Source organism: Pseudomonas arcuscaelestis (genome assembly GCF_016881005.1).
GTDB classification, from domain to species: Bacteria; Pseudomonadota; Gammaproteobacteria; order Pseudomonadales; family Pseudomonadaceae; genus Aquipseudomonas; species Aquipseudomonas arcuscaelestis.
The window spans coordinates 37,905-59,217 of sequence record NZ_JACOPV010000009.1; the positions used below are offsets into that span (position 1 = coordinate 37,905).

At 54.7% G+C, this 21,313-nt stretch carries 26 protein-coding genes; 24 read left to right on the forward strand and 2 right to left on the reverse strand.

Annotation, left to right across the window (positions count from 1 at the left end; genetic code table 11):
- The first annotated feature begins 410 nt into the window (after positions 1 to 410).
- The 14 genes from H8F21_RS15160 (at position 411) to H8F21_RS15225 (ending at position 10,375) form a co-directional block, all read left to right on the forward strand.
- Positions 411 to 857 (forward strand): hypothetical protein, encoded by a 447-nt coding sequence (locus H8F21_RS15160; protein ID WP_203584824.1) that lies wholly within the window; start codon positions 411 to 413, stop codon positions 855 to 857.
- A complete protein-coding gene (locus H8F21_RS15165) occupies positions 854 to 1,264 on the forward strand; it encodes a hypothetical protein (protein ID WP_203584825.1) in 411 nt (136 codons plus the stop codon). Before H8F21_RS15160 ends, H8F21_RS15165 begins: the two co-directional genes overlap by 4 nt.
- Entirely contained in the window at positions 1,264 to 1,593 is a 330-nt protein-coding gene (locus H8F21_RS15170) for a hypothetical protein (RefSeq protein WP_203584826.1), read from the forward strand. Before H8F21_RS15165 ends, H8F21_RS15170 begins: the two co-directional genes overlap by 1 nt.
- Before the next feature lie 433 nt (positions 1,594 to 2,026).
- On the forward strand, positions 2,027 to 2,422 hold the full coding sequence (locus tag H8F21_RS15175) for a hypothetical protein (protein WP_203584827.1): 396 nt from the start codon (positions 2,027 to 2,029) through the stop codon (positions 2,420 to 2,422).
- Between the two features lie 8 nt (positions 2,423 to 2,430).
- On the forward strand, positions 2,431 to 3,063 hold the full coding sequence (locus H8F21_RS15180) for a hypothetical protein (RefSeq protein ID WP_203584828.1): 633 nt from the start codon (positions 2,431 to 2,433) through the stop codon (positions 3,061 to 3,063).
- Positions 3,060 to 3,407 carry a hypothetical protein gene (locus tag H8F21_RS15185; protein ID WP_203584829.1) on the forward strand — a complete coding sequence of 116 codons (348 nt, stop codon included), beginning with the start codon at positions 3,060 to 3,062 and terminating at the stop codon, positions 3,405 to 3,407. Before H8F21_RS15180 ends, H8F21_RS15185 begins: the two co-directional genes overlap by 4 nt.
- 28 nt (positions 3,408 to 3,435) lie before the next feature.
- The gene (locus tag H8F21_RS15190) at positions 3,436 to 3,885 is read left to right on the forward strand and encodes a hypothetical protein (RefSeq protein ID WP_236043048.1); all 450 of its coding nucleotides are present in this window, start codon (positions 3,436 to 3,438) and stop codon (positions 3,883 to 3,885) included.
- Positions 3,886 to 4,269: 384 nt separating this feature from the next.
- A complete protein-coding gene (locus H8F21_RS15195; RefSeq protein ID WP_203584831.1) occupies positions 4,270 to 4,692 on the forward strand; it encodes a hypothetical protein in 423 nt (140 codons plus the stop codon).
- 107 nt (positions 4,693 to 4,799) lie between these two features.
- The gene (locus H8F21_RS15200) at positions 4,800 to 6,614 is read left to right on the forward strand and encodes a PRTRC system ParB family protein (RefSeq protein ID WP_328824491.1); all 1,815 of its coding nucleotides are present in this window, start codon (positions 4,800 to 4,802) and stop codon (positions 6,612 to 6,614) included.
- 41 nt (positions 6,615 to 6,655) lie between these two features.
- The gene (locus H8F21_RS15205) at positions 6,656 to 7,129 is read left to right on the forward strand and encodes a PRTRC system protein E (RefSeq protein ID WP_203584832.1); all 474 of its coding nucleotides are present in this window, start codon (positions 6,656 to 6,658) and stop codon (positions 7,127 to 7,129) included.
- 9 nt (positions 7,130 to 7,138) lie between these two features.
- A complete protein-coding gene (locus tag H8F21_RS15210; RefSeq protein ID WP_203584833.1) occupies positions 7,139 to 7,351 on the forward strand; it encodes a PRTRC system protein C in 213 nt (70 codons plus the stop codon).
- A gap of 102 nt (positions 7,352 to 7,453) precedes the next feature.
- Positions 7,454 to 8,929: a hypothetical protein gene (locus tag H8F21_RS15215; protein ID WP_203584834.1), complete on the forward strand. Its 1,476-nt coding sequence runs from the start codon at positions 7,454 to 7,456 to the stop codon at positions 8,927 to 8,929.
- Positions 8,922 to 9,620, forward strand: coding sequence for a PRTRC system protein B (locus H8F21_RS15220; RefSeq protein ID WP_203584835.1), 699 nt, complete (start codon positions 8,922 to 8,924; stop codon positions 9,618 to 9,620). The genes H8F21_RS15215 and H8F21_RS15220 overlap by 8 nt, the downstream gene beginning before the upstream one ends.
- A complete protein-coding gene (locus H8F21_RS15225) occupies positions 9,617 to 10,375 on the forward strand; it encodes a PRTRC system ThiF family protein (protein ID WP_203584836.1) in 759 nt (252 codons plus the stop codon). The genes H8F21_RS15220 and H8F21_RS15225 overlap by 4 nt, the downstream gene beginning before the upstream one ends.
- 2 nt (positions 10,376 to 10,377) lie before the next feature.
- Here the strand turns inward: H8F21_RS15225 and H8F21_RS15230 are convergent, their stop codons facing one another.
- Positions 10,378 to 10,728 carry a hypothetical protein gene (locus tag H8F21_RS15230; RefSeq protein ID WP_203584837.1) on the reverse strand — a complete coding sequence of 117 codons (351 nt, stop codon included), beginning with the start codon at positions 10,726 to 10,728 and terminating at the stop codon, positions 10,378 to 10,380.
- 151 nt (positions 10,729 to 10,879) lie between these two features.
- Here H8F21_RS15230 and H8F21_RS15235 point away from each other — a divergent pair, with 151 nt between their 5' ends.
- From H8F21_RS15235 to H8F21_RS15260, 6 genes are all read left to right on the forward strand, one after another.
- Positions 10,880 to 12,277 (forward strand): hypothetical protein, encoded by a 1,398-nt coding sequence (locus tag H8F21_RS15235; RefSeq protein ID WP_203584838.1) that lies wholly within the window; start codon positions 10,880 to 10,882, stop codon positions 12,275 to 12,277.
- A gap of 3 nt (positions 12,278 to 12,280) precedes the next feature.
- The gene (locus tag H8F21_RS15240; RefSeq protein ID WP_203584839.1) at positions 12,281 to 13,045 is read left to right on the forward strand and encodes a hypothetical protein; all 765 of its coding nucleotides are present in this window, start codon (positions 12,281 to 12,283) and stop codon (positions 13,043 to 13,045) included.
- Positions 13,046 to 13,173: 128 nt separating this feature from the next.
- Positions 13,174 to 14,025 carry a tetratricopeptide repeat protein gene (locus tag H8F21_RS15245; RefSeq protein WP_203584840.1) on the forward strand — a complete coding sequence of 284 codons (852 nt, stop codon included), beginning with the start codon at positions 13,174 to 13,176 and terminating at the stop codon, positions 14,023 to 14,025.
- Between the two features lie 156 nt (positions 14,026 to 14,181).
- Positions 14,182 to 15,291: a DNA polymerase III subunit beta gene (gene dnaN / locus H8F21_RS15250; RefSeq protein ID WP_203584841.1), complete on the forward strand. Its 1,110-nt coding sequence runs from the start codon at positions 14,182 to 14,184 to the stop codon at positions 15,289 to 15,291.
- Between the two features lie 22 nt (positions 15,292 to 15,313).
- Positions 15,314 to 16,912 (forward strand): sigma factor-like helix-turn-helix DNA-binding protein, encoded by a 1,599-nt coding sequence (locus H8F21_RS15255; protein ID WP_203584842.1) that lies wholly within the window; start codon positions 15,314 to 15,316, stop codon positions 16,910 to 16,912.
- Positions 16,913 to 16,914: 2 nt separating this feature from the next.
- Positions 16,915 to 17,277: a hypothetical protein gene (locus H8F21_RS15260; RefSeq protein ID WP_203584843.1), complete on the forward strand. Its 363-nt coding sequence runs from the start codon at positions 16,915 to 16,917 to the stop codon at positions 17,275 to 17,277.
- On the opposite strand, the gene H8F21_RS15265 is transcribed toward H8F21_RS15260, so the two are convergent.
- Positions 17,229 to 17,696 (reverse strand): hypothetical protein, encoded by a 468-nt coding sequence (locus H8F21_RS15265; RefSeq protein ID WP_203584844.1) that lies wholly within the window; start codon positions 17,694 to 17,696, stop codon positions 17,229 to 17,231. The genes H8F21_RS15260 and H8F21_RS15265 overlap by 49 nt on opposite strands.
- A 119-nt stretch (positions 17,697 to 17,815) precedes the next feature.
- On the opposite strand from H8F21_RS15265, the gene H8F21_RS15270 reads away from it, so the two are divergent.
- From H8F21_RS15270 to recA, 4 genes are all read left to right on the forward strand, one after another.
- Positions 17,816 to 18,364 carry a hypothetical protein gene (locus H8F21_RS15270; protein ID WP_203584845.1) on the forward strand — a complete coding sequence of 183 codons (549 nt, stop codon included), beginning with the start codon at positions 17,816 to 17,818 and terminating at the stop codon, positions 18,362 to 18,364.
- A gap of 467 nt (positions 18,365 to 18,831) precedes the next feature.
- The gene (locus tag H8F21_RS15275) at positions 18,832 to 19,833 is read left to right on the forward strand and encodes a hypothetical protein (protein ID WP_236043051.1); all 1,002 of its coding nucleotides are present in this window, start codon (positions 18,832 to 18,834) and stop codon (positions 19,831 to 19,833) included.
- Between the two features lie 55 nt (positions 19,834 to 19,888).
- Complete coding sequence (locus tag H8F21_RS15280) at positions 19,889 to 20,191, forward strand: hypothetical protein (protein ID WP_203584846.1); 303 nt, start codon at positions 19,889 to 19,891, stop codon at positions 20,189 to 20,191.
- 46 nt (positions 20,192 to 20,237) lie between these two features.
- Complete coding sequence (gene recA / locus H8F21_RS15285; protein WP_203584847.1) at positions 20,238 to 21,290, forward strand: recombinase RecA; 1,053 nt, start codon at positions 20,238 to 20,240, stop codon at positions 21,288 to 21,290.
- Positions 21,291 to 21,313: the final 23 nt, after the last annotated feature.

The window sequence follows — 21,313 nt, forward strand, 5'->3', positions numbered from 1 at the left end:
TGCAGCCCCTCGTATACAGTAGTTAGGTTTAATTCACGGTTGTAGTAAGGATTGGTCCACCCCACCCTTTTATCTCTAGTTATCCACAGAAATTTGGCGTCAAAAGGGGGATGAGCTAGTGAGGTTTAGTTCACGGTTGGCTTCTGGGTAGTCAGGATTGGTGCACGTTCTGGATTTATACAGTAAGGATTGGCTCATGTTTCAACGCGACGAAATGCTTGATAGTCAGGATTCACGCACGGTAGGCGTCAGGTTTGGTCCACGTTTAAGTCCTGGAGGCCCCGGCCCTGCTGGCTTTCATCGTTCCTTCCTTTCTTTTTCCTTTTCCTATTAATTCCTATGTACAGACCGGTTCTGGCACGCGCCAACATGTAGGGAAATATCCTCAAATTCACTGCGAGGATTTACCTATGCAAAGACTCACCCCACATGGCTGGTTTTCAGTCTCCTGCTTCACTGCCGGTATCCTCCTGGGCAGCGTTGCAATCGGCTATCTGATCCTGACGTCATCTCCGGTACCGATCGGAGCAACAGCCATAGCCTTCGCAGTAGCTTTCTCGCCGGTGTGTCTCATGGCACTGCTCATCGCGCGCTTCGCACCTGCAATGAGTTGGCTCCTGCCACCGAGCCTGCTGGTTGGAGGCTTTGCTGTACCGTTAGACTTTGCCTTTGCCTGCCTTCTGAGGACCATCAGCGTACAAGGCTTTCAACTGACGATAGTCGGTCTAGTCATTATTTCAACGCTCTGCTTACGGATTCTCCTGGCTCCGGTGATGGTCAACCGCTACTTCAAGAAATCCACAGTTCAGTCGTTAATGTTCTCGCAACGCCGTGCCCCCGGAGCCGCCCTTCAATGACCACCAAAAAACAAACCGCGCAAACGGAAGGGCCAATGCTCGACCGCTCCAAACAGTGGTTGGAAAGCCAGCCAGACCTCCCGAAGGTCAAGAATGCGCTTTTCGCCATCGTCTCCAAGGTGACTAATGGCGAGCTGAAGGACGACCATGACTCCCGCGATACTTGCGACGCGCTCACTGAGTATTACGTCGATCGTGGAGGGGACCTTGCTGATCTTGCTGTACTCCCGGATGCACCAGGTGGTGCGGAAGCCGTGACATCATCCCCCGCGGCTATCGGCCCGGCCGTGTTCGACTGCGGCAGCCTGTATCCCGATGGCGAACCAGCACCCCAGTTAAGCAAGGAGGAAAAGCAGAGAAGGCTCAGGATCATCAGATCTTCCTTGGTACGCCCAGGAGGATTTTGATGAGCCCTTTAGCCCAGGCGAAGGCTTGGCTCTCTGATGAGAAGCCAAGCAAAGAGGAGATACAGCAGTCGGTCGATAACCTCTGCCATCAGGTAGCACGTCCGCCTTCAGGGGTGACCGTTGAGCAACTGGAGGCTGCGATCGCTCACTTGATGAAGTCGATCGGAAAAGACCTTTCAGAGGTGGTGCTACCTGAAGCCCCACCGAAAGCAAGTTTGGATTTGAGCCCCTTGGGCGCGTCTGAGGGGGAAGCCTTGCCGTCGCTGACCTGCGCAGAGCGTCGCCAGCGCTTCGAGGAACTCAAGACCGATCTGAGGGCGCCGTTTTAATCTTCGGCCCTCTTACGGCCTCTCAGGGGCTCTGAAGGCAGAGTCGGGACAATCGATGCATCGACCAAGAGATCAGCATTGAAGTGATGCATGGCTTCTTTCAAGAGCGGGTCTTTTAGCAGTTGAGCCAGGGCAGGATGCGTTCGCGATATCACTGCCCACGCCTCACGCTTGTATTTCTCAGGTAGCCCGCTGAGCATCACGTATTTCTCACCTATCGGGACCACAGGTACCGAGTAGGTGTTCACCCAGGACGGTTCTTTCTCATTGGACATGGCACACCAGCGGTTGATCACATCAATCCACTGTGCCCAATTTCGTGGCCGCGGCAAGTCAAAATGGCCTTGCGGAATTTGGACTAGGTGTTTTGGATTGTCATGTTTTGCCTTGCGGTTAGAATCTGTTCAATCATGGGCTAAAACTGACCAATGTCATGGCTACAGCACTAATTCTTACGGACGACGCTTCCGAGGCGTTCAATACGCAGCAGATACTTTGCGATCTGTTCGACAAGATTCGCGCTTGCAATACCGTTGTCGGCGCCCTCAAGGAAATGGCTGATTCAAAGCCGGACCTGGTAATTGTATTAGGCCTACAAGGCTTCAGTGGTCAACCCCTCGCCGCCGCGGCTCAGGTGATTGCCGATGAGACACCTACCGTTCTCATGTGTGCAGGACTTCAGGTTGTTGGTCGCCGTGAGCCGGCTCGATCTGTGCGAGTAGTACCCCCGCTAAACCTGACAAATACGTTCAAAGCAATTCACGAACTCGGCCTCGCCGGGATCGTGAAGCAAACCTCCCTCTATAAAAATCGCCGCCCAGGCGATTAAGGACGACCATGCTAAAGCCCCTGTTCAGCGTCGCTGCACTTTGCCTCGCTATTGCCGGCTGCTCCAGCAAGCCTGAGTTTCAACAAAGCACCTACCAGTACGATTCCAAGCAGCACTCTGGAACCGTAGCTGTCACCGAAACCACCAACGTTCCCAACGAGCAGTGTACTGACCGCTGGCGCGACGAGCGCACTTATCAGCCGACCGGCGTGCCGCAAACCACCGGTTTCCGACTCGAGATCCAAATCCATGATCAGAGCGAGGACACTTACGGCAATGTGATCAAAGTCGAGCTTCCTTCCAGCCACGGCCGCGACGTCGTGGTACGTGACTTCCAGAAAGATAAAACCCTCATGCTGGATGTTGATAGCAACGGCCTGGTCAAGCAGGGTGATCTGTTCTTCTTCCCCGAAGGGTATTTCGTACGCGCCGCACAGCCGCAGTTCAGCGAGCGTAACGTGAGTTTCTGTCTCGGCGTTGATCGCACTTACGTACCTGCAGCTGAGCTGAAGACGCCGAACCCTTTGATTCACATGGACCGCCTCAACGTGCGATTTGATGCCGAGCTTGGGGTTGAGAAGACCTACTCCTTCGGCTCGCTCCAGCCGGTAAGCGTGTCGGTACGGGCGATCCCACTGTGAAGACGAAATCTGTCCTGGTTTTCAGCCCAGGTGTTGGCGTGGCCTGCTCAATTGACGGACTGACTGCAACTGAGCTGGCTCAATACGCCATGGGTTATTACGAAAGCATGTTCAAAACGCTGCCGGTGGCCTACCCGGAAGGCAAGCAAGCTTTTCTCATTGACGTGCTCTGCAACGGATACACCGAGTGCGATTTGGTAACCGCGTGGTCTGGTGTGCCGGAGGTGATCAATATCGACTTCGATCAGCACCTCCCAACCCCAAAAGAGAAGCTTGACCACGATACCTTTGGGGACGTCTACGCCCTCAGGCTCATCTTGAACAAATTTACCAATATCCTTTGAGGTTTCATCCATGCGTTGGATTGGATTCATGCTCTGCCTTTTTCCTCTGGTAACTCATGCAGCCGCCACAGAGCTTCAAGTCACTGTTGCTTCAGGCAGTGAGGAGCCACAGGCCTTCAAGTACCCCATCGACAGCGGTAAGTACGAGCTCGACCTTCGTGGGAGTCATCGTTACCAGGCGGCGTTCAAGGACACTGCAACCAAACGTGACGTGTGTCGTGAGGCAGAGTACAAAACTGGCCTTCTTCTAACGCTTCGCCCGTTGCCTAAGGCGGCAGACGGTTCGCAGCCGATCGAGGTTATCGGTCAGGTTTCCACTCTGGAAGGTGTGACCGAAGGCCAGCGCCTTTCCTGCGGATCGCACCAGGTGGTGAACATGAGCAATAAGGCGTTTTCCGACACTGTCCAGGTCGAGGCCAAGCGTTCCAAGGTTGTTGTTATCGACGGCAAGTACACGGTGATTCTAAAAGTGATGTAATACCTTGTGACCCGTACTGGGGGCTTGAATATGTGGCGATACTCACGAGTTGATCACCTCGGCCCCCGAGCGGTATGTGTTTTCTGCAACCGCCCGCTGCGCAGTCAAAAAGGCATCGTAATTGTCGACGGCACACTTGAGGCCTACGCTGGGCCCAACTGCGCGAAGAAAATGCTCGGCCCACCAGATGAGCGTTTGCTCGATGTGAGCCGTCTGGCACTGTTGGTCGTTTCAGACGACGACTCAGAGAACCCGTTACCCCTCCTCCCCGCGGGTGGGGCGACTCCAAATCCTCACCTCGTACCTGAGTCCGCAGTCACAAATCGTGAACCCCCACCCCCGATTGACAGGGAAATTGAATACCTCAGGCTGAGGTACGAGTTCATGGATGATTTCTCTCACCATCGTTCACAACTGCTAAGCGACGCATTCGATGCATACAGCCAGAACGGCGAGCTAGATGAGGTGCAGAGAAAACGAGTCGCAGGGACGATTCGTAATGCAGCCGAACAGAACACGATCTTCAGTGAGGTAAACGTCAAACGCTGCATTGGCATCAATCATTGGCTGCAGGAGGCAGTGGAGAGGACTCATCCAGATCGACGCGGATTTCTCGAGGCGATGCTCCGGCAGCTGCATCGCCACTGGGTGCTGACATCCGCCCAGATCGCAGCCGTGAACAAGTGGGGGGCACGGCTTAGACGTGAGGTTCATTCATTCCCTCACCTGGACACTGAAGTGTTCAAGGGTGTGCGTGTCCCGGCCTTCATGCAAGCAAAGAAGACGGGCAATCCCAGCGGATTTTGAATCCAATCTGTGGATCTAAAGAGCCTGCAAAATTAAGACCTTGAAGGGTTCTGGCACACGGGGTTGGGCGTAAGAATTTGCTCATCCAAACAGAACGAGTCTTTACCGTGACCAACCTTTCTCTCGCGTCCGACACCACCCACGTTGATCCTTCGCTCGGCGGTACCCGCGTGCCGCTCGATCAAATCCGTCGAAACCCGAAAATCGACCCACGTAAAGGTCGTAATAAGGCCCGCTACGCCCAAATGATGCAGAGCATTCGTTCGGAGGGCGTTATCCAACCGATCCTGTTGCGCCCTACCGGCGATAAGGATGTCCCGTACGAAGTGGTCTTTGGGAACACTCGATTTGACATCTCGGTCGAGCTGAAGCTTCAGGATATCCCCGCAGTCGTCCGTGAGATGACTGACGTGGAGGCCCGTCGCGCCGCGACAGTCGAAAACCTTCAGCGTGCTGATCTCACCCCCTTAGAGGAGGCATACGCCGCAGTATCCACGCTGGCGGACGAGAACAACAATCACGATGAAGCATGCCTGGTTCTCGGCTGGCCGCGTCATAAGCTCGACGCCCGAGTGCTGCTGTCTAAGTGCTGTGATGACGTAGCGGAAGCCCTTGTGCAGGGGGACATCAAGCTGGGCCACGCCGAACTGCTGGCTCCGATGGTTCACGACGACCAGCGCACCATTTGCGCTCGCATCGTCGAGCGCAAAATGACTGTAGCGGCAACCCGTGAACGGCTGATTCAACTGTCCGGGGTTATTGCCAATGCTCCTTTTGACACCACCGACTGCCAAGACTGTGAGCACAACAGCTCCAAGTTTGGCGACTTGTTTGGCGCTTCTGTAGGTGAAGCTAAGTGCCAGAACCGCACCTGCTGGGAACAAAAGACGACGAATCTCATTGAGGTCAAACTGATTGAAGCTAAGCAGGACTTTGGTGTTGTTCATACCGACCTGACGTTGCCAGAGGGTGGGTATGTTTTGCTCGAGGACAAAGGGCAGAACGGTGTAGGTGTAAGTCAGTTCTCTGCCTGCACCTCCTGCGAGAGCTATGGTGCGGTAGTCAGCACTAAACCCGGTCAAGAAGGGCGCATTGTGGGTGGTCATTGCTTCAACAAGACCTGCCACACCAAGCACAACAATGCCTATAAGGCGTTGATCCAATCCGCCACCGCCTCCCCTGCTCCTGCAAGTAACCAAGGACAGTCCACAGCTGGTGGACAAGCTCCAGCATCGAATGCAGCGCCAAATACTGCACCGGGCGCTAAGCAGAACCCAGCGGCAGCCGCGAAACCCCAAGAGGTCAAGAAGGCGATCAAGCGCGAGGCTTTCACCTTGTATTCGCAGATGGGCCTCAAGGCTATTCAGGCGAATATGTCTTACGCACTGGCGATCAGCATCGTCTCGATGTACATCGAGATGCGCAACGACTTGCCGAGTGAATTGCTGAACCGCATGCAGAAGGTTCTTGGCCTGCCCCTCTCCTTGTTTGGGCATGAACGCGCCGCAGCCGAAGCAGCGCTGGCTCTGAAGCCCGCCGAGGAGCTACAGGGCTACCTGAGCCAACTGGCGGCATGCACCGTCTTCCGCCGCGACGGTTCTGACCAGTTCCAAAAATCGATTCCAGGTGCGCAATCCATCGCTTTCATCAAAGCAGCCGGAATGGATCCTGTAGATCACTTCCAGATGACCGAGAGCTATCTCAAGGCGCTGACTAAAGCCGGGGTTATTGCCGACTGCAAGGCCAGTGGTTTCGACCTGAAGTTTGACGAGGTCAAGGGTGAAAAAGAGTTCACCAAGCTCGCAGCTGGCAAGGCTGACGATCTGATCAAGGCCGTACTCGCCTTCACAGAGTTCAGCTGGAAGGGCTACCTGCCAGAGACGATGAAAATCTCTGCATATGATGGTTCTGCCACAGCTTAATCGCCCCCAAACTGGCTCCAACTTAACGAGGAACTCCAACCATGAAAACCTTTCTCCAGTCTGTAGGCGCGGTACTGACCAATGGCCTTAAAGCGAACATCCAGCTGCAAGGCATGGGCGATGGCAACATCAAGCTGATGTACACCCCCGATATTGGGCCAACCCCTGAAAATGCGAGCGAAGCAGTAGTCCAGCTCCGTGCAGCTATCTCGAAACCGATGGTGGTTACCGGTACCCCCATGGAGATCGAGGAGGCGTTCGCTAATTTGATCGGGGACAAATCAGCGGTCGTGGCCCGTGGACTGAGCGCGCTGGATGAAATCGAGCGCCTTGCAGCCAGTGCCGTCGCCGAAGCCAAAGCGAAACCTTCGGCTAAGCCAGCCGCAGCCGCTGCGCCTGTTCCGGTCGGTGATGACGATGACGATGACGATCACGATGCAGGCGATAACGAGGTCGGTACACCAGCTCCTGCTGCTGGACCTGCAGTTTCCGGTGCCAGTGCAGCGAGTTTCTAAGGAGGACTTATGGCCGCTTCTATTCTGACCCTCAACCGTGTGTTTCGCTTCTCTGGTCGTGATCTGCCAGACCCCGATCCGAGCATGGAACCGAAAGATGTGCTCAAGCACTACGCTCGCCAATTCCCGCGTTTGAACGGCGGCAAGGTGATCGATCCTGTCAACGAAGGAGATTCGCAAGTCTATGAGTTCCGACAAGGCAATTTCGGCGACCGTGGTTAACCCGGTAGATCAACTCAGGGCATGGGCGGGCGGTGCAGCCGCCGCCCCACCCCAAGCGCAAATCAACGATAGCTGCCTTGAGCGCAGCCAGCAGGTAAGACTGTGGAATCTCATGCACAAATCAAGCAGACCTGGAGTCCTCTCCAGTTCCCAAGTGCCCCGCTGAGTGCGCTGACGATCCCTAAGGTTAGTGCAGCAGTACAGCTCGGCATTTCTGAAGTATTCATGCGTGAGTACGGCTATCTGGTCGATCATCAGGGGCACAGCGCTTTTTGCTTGGAAGCGCTACAGGGCGGTTTTCTCGGTGAATCCGACCTGAGCCCGCTTGAGCACTACCCGAATGGGTATGGTCTTCATCAGGTCACCAACAAGGTGGTCAAGGGCATCGCGTCGAAGGTGGAGTTCACTTGTGAGGGGGCGCTTCCTGATGCTCCTCGCATCGTTTACGAACTGGCCCGTGAGTTCACAGACATCACCCACGCATCAAGTATTGCGTTGGCTGTTGCTGAAGCAGGATTGCTGCACGATTCTGACCTTGCACCGATCATCAGTCGCGGCTCCGACTGCGGCTATGATTTGCTGAATGCTGCGAAAGTTGCACTTGATGTGCTGTTACCTGATGCACAGCGCGAATGTCGCAACGTGCATGACGGTGAGGTTCACTCCGAGCGCCGATTCTACACCCAGCTCAACGGCAACAATCTCAGCGTTTATGCCGACGAGCGCAACTGCTTCTATCTGGACTGGCCGGAACTCGCTCAAGACTCCTTGGAGATGCACATACTGCTGTCCAAAACCCTTGATGCCATGAGCACCTACATCATGCCATTTCATACCCCATCCTCTGCTTTCAGTTGCTGGGCTCAGTACAGCTATGGTGTGTCGGAGAGCTATGAAGCGGTCAAGGAAGATATTACCGGCAAATCACAAAGCGAAATTGCTGAGTACATCTGCGGTCTGGATGACTTAGAACAGCTTGGCTGGCTAGGAATGGACTTGGAGGATGATGGTGATGGTGAACAAGACCCTGACGTGGTTGACCGTGTGGTTTCCCTGCTTTGGCAGATGGATGACGTGGAACGGAATTTCAACTATCAGCTGATCCATGGTGAAGATGTAACCGAGCAGATGCGCTCAACTGAGCTATCTGAATTGCTGTCCCAGGCTCGTGAAATCAGCACTAGCCAGCACAAGTACAGAGCTCTGGCTGAGGTGCTGCGCGAAGCATTGGCAGCGTGTATCGGCCGCATGGACAGTAATGTTTCCATTGAAAGTTTGATCGCAAGCGTCTCCCCCGAAAGTGCTGAGGACTGTGGCAGCTTCGAGAACAGCCCCAACCGTTTTTTCGACTGCGTATGGGTTCTGGCCGGTGAGCGTCATGAGGAACTTCACAAAGAATCAGTTGAGAGCTTCAATGTCGACGTTGAGGATTGTGGTGGTGATGTAGCGTTGCAGTTGCCATTGGCGTCGGGGGTGCTGGTGGCACAGGTCACTATCCCGATAATGGAGAGAACTAATGAATGCCTAGCACTGCTACGGCGGATTCAACTCTCTCTGGAGGCACCTACGAATGCTTAATTCTCAAGTCAAAGCTCGCGCCCTGCTCGCGTTTCATCATCTGAAAACAGGCCGTCTCGACTTCACTAGCCACGAGGTCATCCCGGCCGCGGTGGATGGCGGCTTCACCCTAGGTGCTGGTCGTGCCTTCTCTGAGGAGGACAAGGAGACCTTGGTTGATCTGCTCTTGAACATCGAATCCGAGGTCGAGTTCATCGACACGCGAATTCTGGTCAAGTCCCGTACTGCCCTAGTCTGGTACAACGCACCACAGGTAATCGACGTCCAATTCAAGGGCGCGACTCACACCGCCCCGATTCCAGGTCTGATCTACATTGCAACCCCCGGCAAGCTGCGCTGCTATGCATTCAAGGGAAAATCACGTCCGACGCCGGACACGAAACTCTACTTTGCGCCGCTGGGGAATATGTATGCGGGCGGTTCATTCTGCACCGGGAACGTCGATGTACCGAAGGACAACAACATCGCTAGCATCCCCGGTTGGGAGCGTTTCGTGCTGAACTGCACCAACACTCACATGGGCACAAAGTCGCTCAAGACACCGACCGAGTACAAAGATGTGATCGCCTTTTACAAGAAGCTGAGCGACACGAATGCCAAGTCGTTTCCGGCTTCCGAATTGATGCCCGTCACCCACAAGGCGAATCAACTCACTCTCCGCGATGCTGTGGCCTTGGGCGGTGAAGAATGAGCGCTTCAATTCAGGCTCTGAAGGTTACGCCACGCTACAAGACGCCGGAGAACTGGTCGAGTCGTCCGATCCGTATCGTGGTATTGGGTGCAGGTGGGAACGGGAGTGAGGTCGTGGACTGCTTGTCTTCCATGCACTGCGGTATTCGCAGTCTCGGTCACCCTTACGGCCTTCACGTAACCGTCATTGACGATGCCGTAGTGCGCGAATCGAACCTCGTTCGACAACGTTTCTGGCCGTGTGATTTGGGCCAATATAAGGCGGTTGTGCTTGCGAACCGTTACAACCTGAACCTCGGACTGGATTGGGTCGGCCTACCCCACCGCTTCCCATGTGAGCAAACACGGTTTTCCATGTCCAGTGCGGACCTAATCATCTCTTGCGTGGATGTGAACTCTGCCCGCATGGCAATTTGCGAATACAACGGCTTGAAGTACAACGCCATGTGGCTCGACATGGGGAACAGTCACCGTCATGGTCAGGTTGTGTTTGGGTCGCTGCGCGAGAATGAACGCAAGGTCTATCCAAATGTGCTAGACATTTATCCTGAAATTGCCGACATAGCTGATAGCAACACGAAGTCGTGTTCAGCCGCCGAGTCCATCGCCTCACAGGATTGTTTGATCAACCGCACTGTGGCGACCGCAGCGATGAACATCGTTTGGGAACTGCTCCGTACTGGCTCGACTGATCGCAACTGGATCACTGTCAGCTTGGAAACTGGCGAGCAGCAAACCCACTCATTCCCTTCCTAGGTTCAGAAAAGCGAGAGCTGATTCGCCTCGTAGACAAGCCGCTCTACACATTGGGGCGGCTGGGTGGATAGCTGAGAAGCCCGTACCCGGGCCAGCATCCCTTGCCGAAGATCGGCGACGAATGCCGCCGCACATCCAGGGCAAATGTTGAAGTCCTGCAATACCGCCAGATCATCATCGTCAACTTCCCCAAGGACCTCGCTATCCGCAACCGGCATGCGGCATAGGATCAGCCGAGCCCTGAGGGCTGGTAATGGACTAGCCATGGCGAGATGCACCTGCTGGTGCTTCACAAGCATCACCAAGGTATCGCCTTGTAGCACTGCATCTTGCGCCGTAATTATCGGGTTCACGGAACGATCACTTGAGGAGGACCTATACGAGTATAACGGCGGGTGCGCATTCGTCACTTCAAAGTGTCCTCCCCTTTTCCGCCTGACTTGAAAGTAAAACCCCCGGAATGGGGCAGTCCCTACGCACTATTATGGGAATAGAGGAGCCATTATGTCGGTAGCTATCCATTTCTACGATGCAATTACAGCCGGGAAGGCCCCAGCGGAAGGCCAAATCGTGCGCTATGACTCGCTAATGTGCGATGGCAGCAATGCTTCCCAGGCCTTGGAAATGAATGTCAGCCTCCGAAGTGATGTTCACGTTGATTTGGAGTCTGCCGCTGAATCTGAACTCGCTGCCATGAACCTGCTTGATGGTGAGAGCGAGCTGTTTTGGGCCAAGCTTGCGCATGCACATTTGACCAAACCTGACTGCCTGCACGTTGGGTTCGGTAACACGAACCGAATCGATTCATTCATCCGCTTCGCCTTGTACCGTAACCTGCTGCCATACCCCTGCGTTGGCCTTCCGGCAAACAGCCACTTCCTGGATGTTGATACGATCCTTCGAGCCGTACACATACTCAGGCCTGAAGAGTATCCATGGACGCAGAGTCCCAACCCAGCCAAGGCGACGGCACTTCATCATTTCCTGATGTGGGAAGTGAAAGCGGTTGGTGGCAACAGAGCCGTTCGGGTACGTGAGTTGCTTGCAGAGACTTTTGCCACCTGCCCAAAACTCGTGGGTCATGCACTCAAGCTGACTTCACTCGAGCGCATCAAAGCTGCTCTTGGGCTTGATCGAGGCGAAGTGAGCGATCTTGAAAGTACAACTCCCAGCATTCTGGTACACCCGTCTATTCACAGTCAGCGGGGCTTTGTCCTTGGGTTGCCGGTGGGCGTTGACATCACGTACCCCGACATTCTGTACGTTGCGGACCTTGAGGCCGACCTCTCGCAACTCTGTGATCCGAGCATCAGTTCATACCAGGACTTGGTACGCACCAGCCCAAACCAGTCATCGAGGCCGTTAGTCCGTGTTTCCTTGGGCCGGTTTCCATTCTGCGCACCCTTATCTGCCATACGGCCAGCTGATGCAGCTCGCCTTCACATCGATATTGGGCATGTCAAACGCAGCACTGCCCAGCTACGTGCTGCTCACCATCTTCCAGCGCGCCTGAAGGATGTTCCTGTTCTAGCACTCGCATCCCAACCATCGGATGTCTATCACCTGATGTGGGCTGGCGACTTTTCACAAAATGACCAGGCGCTGATGGTTGAGCTTCATCGAAATCCAAAGAGCGATTGGCTCAGGATTGCCGCCAAGGCTTCAGACGGTCGATTCCGTGATTTGGTTGTAAGGATGTTGAGCAGGGACGCACCGGAGCTGCTCACTGAAAACCAGCTGGCTGAGAGCCAGCAGTACGCACGGTCAAGGATTCCTGAGAATTTCGACATCCCACTTTGGGTGGCGGAGATCCTCAAACAGGCACAAGATGCAGGACAAGTTTGCTCTGCGGCAGCTGGGCTTGTTCAGCTGCACAAACGCTTCACCCGCGATATCGGATAAGTAATGGAATCATCTACCGCAAACACTCCAATTTACGACCCCTATGCGATCCTGCCCTTCGCAGCCTATCGCTCGCCGGATTGCCCTGAGGGGGACCTGTGCTACTCGCTGATGCACTTCATCGAATCGGAAAAGTTTCGTGGAGTTGACGATTGCTACCGTCGCTTTCTCCTTCAGCAGGAGGCTCCTGAGGACTTCCTCCTCGAGACGGGGGCAATTGACCAGGACAATGTACGCGCTGATTGGGTAGAGCAACGCTTTGGATTGATTCGGGCAGGAATGTGGATGCAGCTGGTACAGAATCAAGATGCGCTGCGCAATTCCTTGCTTCAACCCGGCTGCTCGACTGGGGTGCCTCTGATTGACAAGGTTGCTGCTGACATTTTCAGCCGGTTGGTTGCGGCAAACGAGAGTGACAACGCGCTACGTCGAGTGGTACTCGCTGGTGACCTGGGCATCTCTAGCGCAAATGTATTTCGGACATTCGACCACTTGTTCCAAAGCCGTCTACCTGACGAGATCTACATTTCGGACGAGGTTGGGCTTGCTGATTTGGTAAACCAATACGCTCTGACCAGGTACATACCCGTCCGGGTCTTCCCCTGTGGTGGTGATGCGGATGCCTGCGCACATCAGATGCTTGAGAAAGGAACTCATGTGTTCACCATCAGCAGGGGAGAAGAGTCTGACTCTGGCCTGGCAAATCGCTTACTTGCTCTTGCAGCTGAGCAGAAGAAGGTTTCCCACCGATTTTCGTGGAATGAGTAATGGGTAGGTCACCGGCTTTCATACTGGCTTTGGCTGCGCTAGGTGGCTGTGCTACAGAGCCACCTTGGATAGCAGCCCCCCCTAACGCATTCTGCTACACGCATGCTGAAAAGACCTGCATCGGGGATTTGATCGCCAAGAGTGTGGAGGCTGAGCAGCCCGGCATAACTCGTGAAGACTCTATACGGGTGACAAGGGCCGTGGTGACCGGCGCAGGCCTACCAGAGCCCAAGTCCTTAGCTGATCTACGGAGCCAATCTGAGCTGGTGATGTGCCTGCGTCCTGATGATGATTTCGTTTCGGCTGGGGCTGCAATCAGTGCTGCTAGGGAAAAGCGTTTCACATTTGCACTGAATAATGCAGAGAAGGTGCAAGAACCAGAGGCCCGATTATTCGCCCTCAGGCACATCGCAGCTCTCGCAGCTCGATCAGACGACGAGAAGGCGATCGCCAGGTCTTTGAACACTTTGAGCGAGCAGGACAAACCGGCTTACATGGAAGCCTTACAGCAGCGTCTTTTGACCCTGCTATCGACTGGGGATCTGGAGCGGGCCAAAGCACTGCGTGAAGGATTGCTTGAGTTCTACGCGGAACGTCCTGATAGCACTATGGCCGTCGCTCAGATTGCCATCAGCTATGCGACCTCTGGCCGGATTGAGGACGCAAATGCGTTTCTACGTCGAGCTTCAGAGAAGGTCAAAGGGCTGAATACGGAGGATATGCGAACCCTCTTTGAGGTGGTCATAAAAGCTGCCAAGGGTGTGTACCCACCCCCGCAAGACTTCTTCGCTTTCTCCAGTGACGCGATGAGGTTGGAGGCATACGTCCAGCTGGCGGTGCTTTATGACCGTTCGGGGCAGGTTGGGAACTCTCGACGAGCTGCTGCAGACATGGCCAGGTTTGCTCAGAAGTCCTCATTCAAGGTCGAAGGCCAAGTCGCCATGCGGGCTTTCAGCAAGCTACTCATTGAGGCGATGTAGGTTATCCACAATACCGGTGAGTAACCATGTGAATAACTGTCGGTAACGCTCAGTGTGCCGACCTCTGCCTTGGTTGATCATTCTTTGATCAATCCGGCCGCTTCTGGCACACCGGCTACTGGGGAATCATGGGTCATACCTTACAAGGGACAGCCCATGAAAATCTCCATCAAATCTACCGATCTAGCCCAATACCTGAAGACTGTAGCTCGCGTACCACAGCGTAAAGCGACTGACGTCTATGGTCACCTGTTGCTAGAGGTCAGCACTGCGGTGTTGTCCCTGTCTGCACATAATGGTCAGCAGCAAATGACCCTTGATGTGCCTGCGGACCTGTTCTCCCTTACTGGCGAGGGGTTCGCGGTATGCGTACCAGCGTCCAAGTTTGACCAAGTGATCGCGTCCCTACCAAAAGGCGCGATGGTCACCATCAGCTTTGCCGAGAGCAAAGTTGTCATTGCCTCAGGCCGCTCACGTTTCTCGCTCGCGACACTCCCGGCAGAGCAATTCCCTGTAATGGAGTTCACCGCCGACCAGAGCAAGGGTGAACTGACGCTTCCGGGTGGAACTCTCAGTACGGCTATCCATCAGGTTGGCTTCTGCGCAGCACGCACGGATGTACGCACCTACCTGAATGGTGTTCTTTTCGAGTTCAAACCGGGCCTTATGACCCTGGCTGCGTCTGACGGCCTTCGGCTGGGGGTTGTTGATGTTGCCGTTGAGGGCCAGCCCATGCAGCACTTCATTCTTCCCAGTGCCTGCATTGAGGACGTGTGCCAGTTCGTAGGGGCTGGTGATGTGCAGATTGCAACCTCAGGCAACATGGCTCGCTTCTCCAGAGCCGGTGGTGTGCTGCATACGAAGCTGATTGACGGCAAATTCCCCGACTATCGAAAGCTGGTTGCTGCCGCTGAGAAAGGGGATGTGGCCCGCGTTGCCCGAGAAGAATTTGCCGGGGCGATGGCACGGGTTGCACTGCTCTCCGAAGGAACTGTTTCTTTGGTTCGACTAGCAGTCACAGCTGACGCCATCTCCATTCAGTCCGTTGGTGGAAATGCAGAAGACATTGCTGATGATGTCCTCCCATGCGACTACCACGCAGAACCATTGGAAATTGGTTTCAACGGTTCTCTTGCAGGCGAAATTGTTCGGTCACTTGGAGCTCAAGAGATTGACGTTATTTTCTCGGGTGCTGCTTCTGGCACGCTCCTAAGGGCCCGAGACTTGCCATCACACAGTTTCGTATTGATGCCGGTTCGCCTCTAAGGCTCGGCTCTGGAGAACAGCGATGAGCAATGTAGCGATCAAGTATTCGAACACCCTCCCAAGCGCGCCTGAGGCGCGCCTGGGCCTCGGCTTCACCTTGCCTACCCAGATGCCGCCCTTCCCTCTGCTGGACGGCCCGAAGGGCCTCCTGACAGCCCGGAACGAACAGGATCTGGGATACCGCATTCTGCTCGGGCAACTGGACCGTGTTCGAGCGCTGGCTGTGGATACCGGCATCGTCTCTGCGATGGTGAAGGAAATCTGGGATGCCATGGGGGAGAAGGACAACGTCGATAAAGCGGTGGCCTTGATTTACCACGAAGGTGCTTGGCTGCGCGTTGGTACTCTCCCAGAGGGCGACTACTCAGACAAGAAGGTCCGTAAAGCCGCCAAGGCAATTGCTGACGAGGAGTTCGCCACACTGGTGCGCCGCAAGCTCAACGGCATTCAGACCCTGATCAGTGAGCTGCGTGGGTACGCAACTGAGGGGATGGACGGTACCCTGTTCAGTTCAGCAGTACGCGATGAACTGCGTCAGAAGCTGTCCGAGATTCTCCCTTACGATTACATCTTGAACCGTGCTGTTGATCAGTTCCGGGCCAATTGCAAGGAGTTGACCAGCCGCACCCGCGACTTGATCAAGTTCATTTGTGAGGAGGTTCGGATTCCGAAGGTGAAGGCTGAAGGGATTATCTCCGGTAACTGGACATCCCCGAAGCTCATCCCGGCGCTGCTGATCTCTGGGGGCTACGAGTTGAAGCTGTTCCCCCCGGCGGCGATGAAGAATCTTCGTCTTGGGATCACTCAACGTCAGAAAGCGATCCTCGAGGCAGCATCTACTGGTGAAGCTCCAGCCGCTGAAATCTTGGCCGCCTGGTCCGTCTTCATGCGCGTGGATCGGGATATTGAAAAGTGTGCGGACATCTTCACCAAAGCTAACGTACGACTCGTAGAGCAGCAGGTTGGTCGGTTCCGTTTCTCCGACTCGCAGATTGTCCGCTCTGCAGCCAACATGGGTTTGACGCGTGCTGTGTACCGCTTCGCCCCAGAGATGGGGTTCCGCTTCTCGACCATTGCAATCCAATGGATTCAAGTTTCGATCAATCGTGACCTGGTCGACCAGGAATCAATCCGGCTTCCGGAAGGTATGCACAAGCAGCTGCGCTTGATCAAAGACAAGCTTCAGCTCAACCCGAATGAGTCTATCCAGTCCCTGGCTAAGGCTACCAAGCTGGATGAGGATCTCGTACGAGATCTTGTGCACCTAGTTGGCAGTCGGACGTCGATCGACTCCACCTTCCAGGAGAGTGGATCCGCTGATACTGATGGCCTGCATGAAATGCTGGCTGACACCAACAACGATTTCATGTCGGAAATCGAAGAAGAAAGTACTCGCAATTTTGTGAACGAAACCCTGGGTCAGGTTCTCAATGAGCGTGAGATCTTCGTAATGATGAACCGCTACGGTATGGGCGATAGCCAGGAAATGACCCTGGCCGAATTGGCCGCAATCATGAGCCTTTCAAAAGAGCGTGTGCGTCAGATCGAAATGCAGGCTATCGGAAAAATCCGCGACTCGGCGTTCGCTGAAAGCCTTTTTGAAATGTGGGGGGACATGTGAGTATGCGACTGCCAAAACAAGGCGCAGAGATTGAAGTCCGTGGCGTTGTGGGCGTGTACGTCGGCGCAGATGTCATGACCAACGGTGAGGTTAACTTCACGATTCGTGCAGCGGCATCCAACGTAAAGCTGATGGAGACTCGCTGTCGGGCGCATCAAGACGGACTGCAGAAGATCAATGACAATTTCGTATCTGTGCGCTCGAGCGCTTGCCTCTGGCGTCATAGCCCGGCCGGCGGGTTTTATGACGAGGAGGCACAAACCATGCTCGGCAACACGCTGAGTGACCACAAGGCGTCAGTAGACGCCCAGGCTTTTCAAGAAATGCTTTCATTGCGCAACATGGCTTGGGCGCGATCGCGTTGACGAGGGGACGCTTCTGGCTTTTCGAGCACTATCTTCGCGAATTCGTCCCGGCCTTCAAAATCACCATGAACCTCGAGCTTCCATGCCAGAGAGAGCATTCTCTCGGCATCATCGCAGTCTACAATTGCTTCGTTGACTGAAGCTTTGACCTCCACACGGGCCTCTTCAACTTTCTCCATTTCTGGTTCGGTCTCTTCGACCACGATCACAACAGGTGGTGGTGCCGGCGCAAGCACTGGCATGCCCTTGTACCTGGGCATCTCGACATCACTTTCTGGCACTGCGGTCTCAGGCTCCTTCTCGAGACTCAAGGACTGTGCAGCGTGGGTGCTCAGCTTCAGGTTCCATAGAAACGCCAATGCCACCACAAGCAGCACAAGGCCGATGATCCAAATCAAATTCGATGGAATTTCAATCACGACAACTCTCCCGTGGCTAATGCTGTAATAGTGGATGGCTACTGCCCCATTTATAGGGTTTGCGCTGGTGGCACGGTCGATAGAAGGGATACTCGGTGCATTCTTTCAGGAGTATCACCATGAACCAGACTGCTACCAATCAATCCCAAAGCATCTCGATCCCAGTCAACCTCAACGGCATGCTTAATGTCACCCTCCCAGCCCATGTCAATGCCGATGAGTTCTGTGCCCGGGCGCTGGAACAGTTCAAGCGTATGATTGAACTCGAGACGGGTATGGGCGAGTCCGGTGAGGCTACATTCTCATTCGACGGCGATGTCTGGAGTACAGAGGGCCAGGCACAGGTTGGCGACCTCATGTTCGAGGTCCAGCACGATCTCGCCATGAACGTTTCCGGCGCCCTTGTTGCTCTGAAGCCCCGCCAAGGCGAGTTCGGGGCCGATCGCTATCGTAGTCGAATCTGCGCTTATGTTTCGGAACATGATGTCTACGTAACTGGTCGTTGTTCTCAGACAGATGCTGAAAGGGTCTTGGTCAGTATTCGCATGGACGGCTCGGACCCGACAGTTCATGTAATGAACCCATCCTTCCATGAAGACATGGACCTTGAAGGGCAAGTCCCTTTGGTGAGTGTTCCCTTCCGAGGAATGTCGATTGCGTTGAATTGACCAACCAGGAATCAGCCGGGATATCATTTGCGCATGCGTAAACACACCAGTATTTCAAAACCCAAACTCGGTGAAGCCTGCAATGGATGTGGCTACTGCTGCAGCGTGGAACCCTGCATGCTTGCGAAAGAGTTTCTGCACTCTATGACAGGACCCTGCACTGCCCTAGAGTCGTCGGATGGAAGAAGCCAGTGTGGACTCGTGCGCAACCCTTTGGGGTACTTATTCAAAGCGGCAAACCCAAATGCTGTTGTTGATGTCCTGGGGCCGCCGGCAGAGCTCCAGGAGGGCTACCAGCTATCCGTACAATTCGCTGCAGCCCTTGGCGTCGGTCAAGGCTGCGACGCGCAAGACACTGCAGAATCTGCCAGCTGGCAAAGGCTCATACCTGTTCGAAATCTCCAATAGCCAGTTTTTGGGGCACCCCTTGGCCACTATTAGTCAAAGGACCCAATTTGGAGATGAGCATGGCCGTCACCCGACGCGATTTCAGCAAGCTATCTGTAGTCACAAGCCTGGCGGCAGCCACAGGACTTAGCCTCAAGCCTGAAGATGCACAGGCGCTGAATGCGTCCCTAGCCACGCTACTTGTTATCGATCCACTGACGCTTAGCTACATGGTCTATGGGCCATGCTGCTACTTGTGCCCTGACCACCTCATCGTTTCTCACTACCAGCCTGTCGCGCTCTGTGAAGTGATCAAGGGTGGCGGTGACACAGCACTTGGCCAGCCAATTGGCGGTCCACTTAGCGTCGGTACCGACAATAACGACTACACCTCGATGCATGTCCGGTTGTGGGAGTTGCCAGATTGGGCAATCGATATTGCTATGGCATTCCAGAGCTGCAAGCTCTGCGGGGTGAATGCCGGGAAGACCATTAACATTCCTACTTCAAACCCGCTTGACCTCTGCGGAGCTGCTGCTAACGCTCTCACGGGCAATGCACTAAAAGCATTCAACAGTGCACTCCCAGCGTGCTTTCCCAAGCTGATTTACGATACTGAATTCGACCCTACCTGGAATACAGGGTGTCGTGACCTCAGTGTTGCGGCGATGCTCGGCGCGGTGGCTTGTAGCAATCCCCTGACCTCAAGTGTCTCCGTTTGGGGGGCCGAATTGTGTGTAGGTACCAATTGGGGGCCACTCTATCCTCGACAAATGGCGAGCCACAATGACAACGCAGCAATTGCTGCAGGTATTGCTGCATACCGCGCCATTCACGTCAGTGGTTTCGCAGTAGGTTCATTCCCATTCAACGCTGCGATCTCTGTGGGGAAGCTGCAGCAAACCTCACCCGGGATCACTGTGGGCTTCGGTGCTGGAAGCTTGCTACTGGATACTCAGATGCGTTTGTATCCGGTCTCGCTCGAGGAGATCTATACATTCGTTTGGTGGGTGCCGGTGGTCTGCTGCAAATCTATCGACGAAATCATGGGGTTCTGTGAGCCCCAGATGTGCGGCGTCTAGGGCTTCTGGCACGGCGACATCTGCATAGAGTGATCCCACTACTGAGGACCACTCTATGCGAAGCTCCCAAATCAACACCTCCCCTCTTCTCCGCAACTTCGCGACTCTGATCACTACCACCAGTATCCAGGTCAGTACCAAGCTGGGTAGTCAAACTGTGCTTCGGGCTGAATTCTCCCCTTCGACGTATCCCGACAACGCTGACCAGCAACTCATGTTCCTCAGTGAGTTGATCGCTAGGACTAACCCGGGCGCGCTGGACCTGCTTAAGGATGTGGCCGAGCGTTGCATTGATGATCAGCGGAAGGCAATCGCCAACCTAATGGGTAGTGGTTCTGCCACACCTCAAACTGCCTGAAGCTGTCCCTACGCAATTCAGCGCAACCACACATATGGATCAGACAATGGACGACGGAAAGAAGAAAGCTTTAGCAGCCGCTATGGGGCAAATTGAAAAGCAGTTCGGCAAGGGCGCCGTTATGCGTATGGGCGACCAGGATCGTCAAGCCATCCCTTCAATATCGACAGGCTCTATGGGTTTGGATCTTGCCTTGGGCATCGGTGGACTGCCGCGGGGTCGCATCATCGAGATCTACGGTCCTGAGTCGTCAGGCAAGACTACGCTGACGCTGTCCGTGATCGCCCAGGCCCAAAAGATCGGCGCGACCTGTGCCTTTGTCGATGCTGAGCATGCTCTCGACCCTGAATACGCTGGAAAGCTCGGAGTCAATGTTGATGATCTCCTGGTATCCCAGCCGGACACCGGTGAGCAGGCGCTGGAGATCACAGACATGCTGGTGCGGTCGAATGCTGTTGACGTCATCGTCGTTGACTCCGTAGCGGCTTTGGTACCAAAGGCCGAGATCGAGGGTGAGATGGGCGACATGCACGTCGGCCTGCAGGCCAGGCTGATGTCCCAGGCACTGCGCAAGATCACTGGCAACATTAAGAACGCCAACTGTTTGGTGATTTTCATCAACCAGATCCGTATGAAAATCGGGGTGATGTTCGGCAGCCCTGAAACCACCACCGGCGGAAACGCACTCAAGTTCTATGCTTCTGTGCGTCTCGACATTCGACGCACCGGCGGGGTTAAAGATGGCGATGCTGTGATCGGCAGCGAGACCCGCGTCAAGGTCGTAAAAAACAAGGTGGCGGCCCCGTTCCGCCAGGCTGAATTCCAGATCCTATACGGTAAAGGTATCTACAAGCATGGCGAGCTGATCGAACTCGGTGTCGATAAGGGGTTCGTCGAGAAGGCCGGCGCATGGTACAGCTTCAATGGAAACAAGATCGGCCAGGGCAAGGGCAATGCTGCTAAGTACCTTGAAGACAACCCAGTAATCGCCGATGAGCTGGAGCGGCTCTTACGAGAGCAGGCACAACCAGCCGTTTCAGTGCAAGAGAATGAGCCTGTCTCCGGCTCTGAGCGGGAAGCAGAAGAGACCCCAGCCTGATCAGACAAAAAGAAGGCCACCTC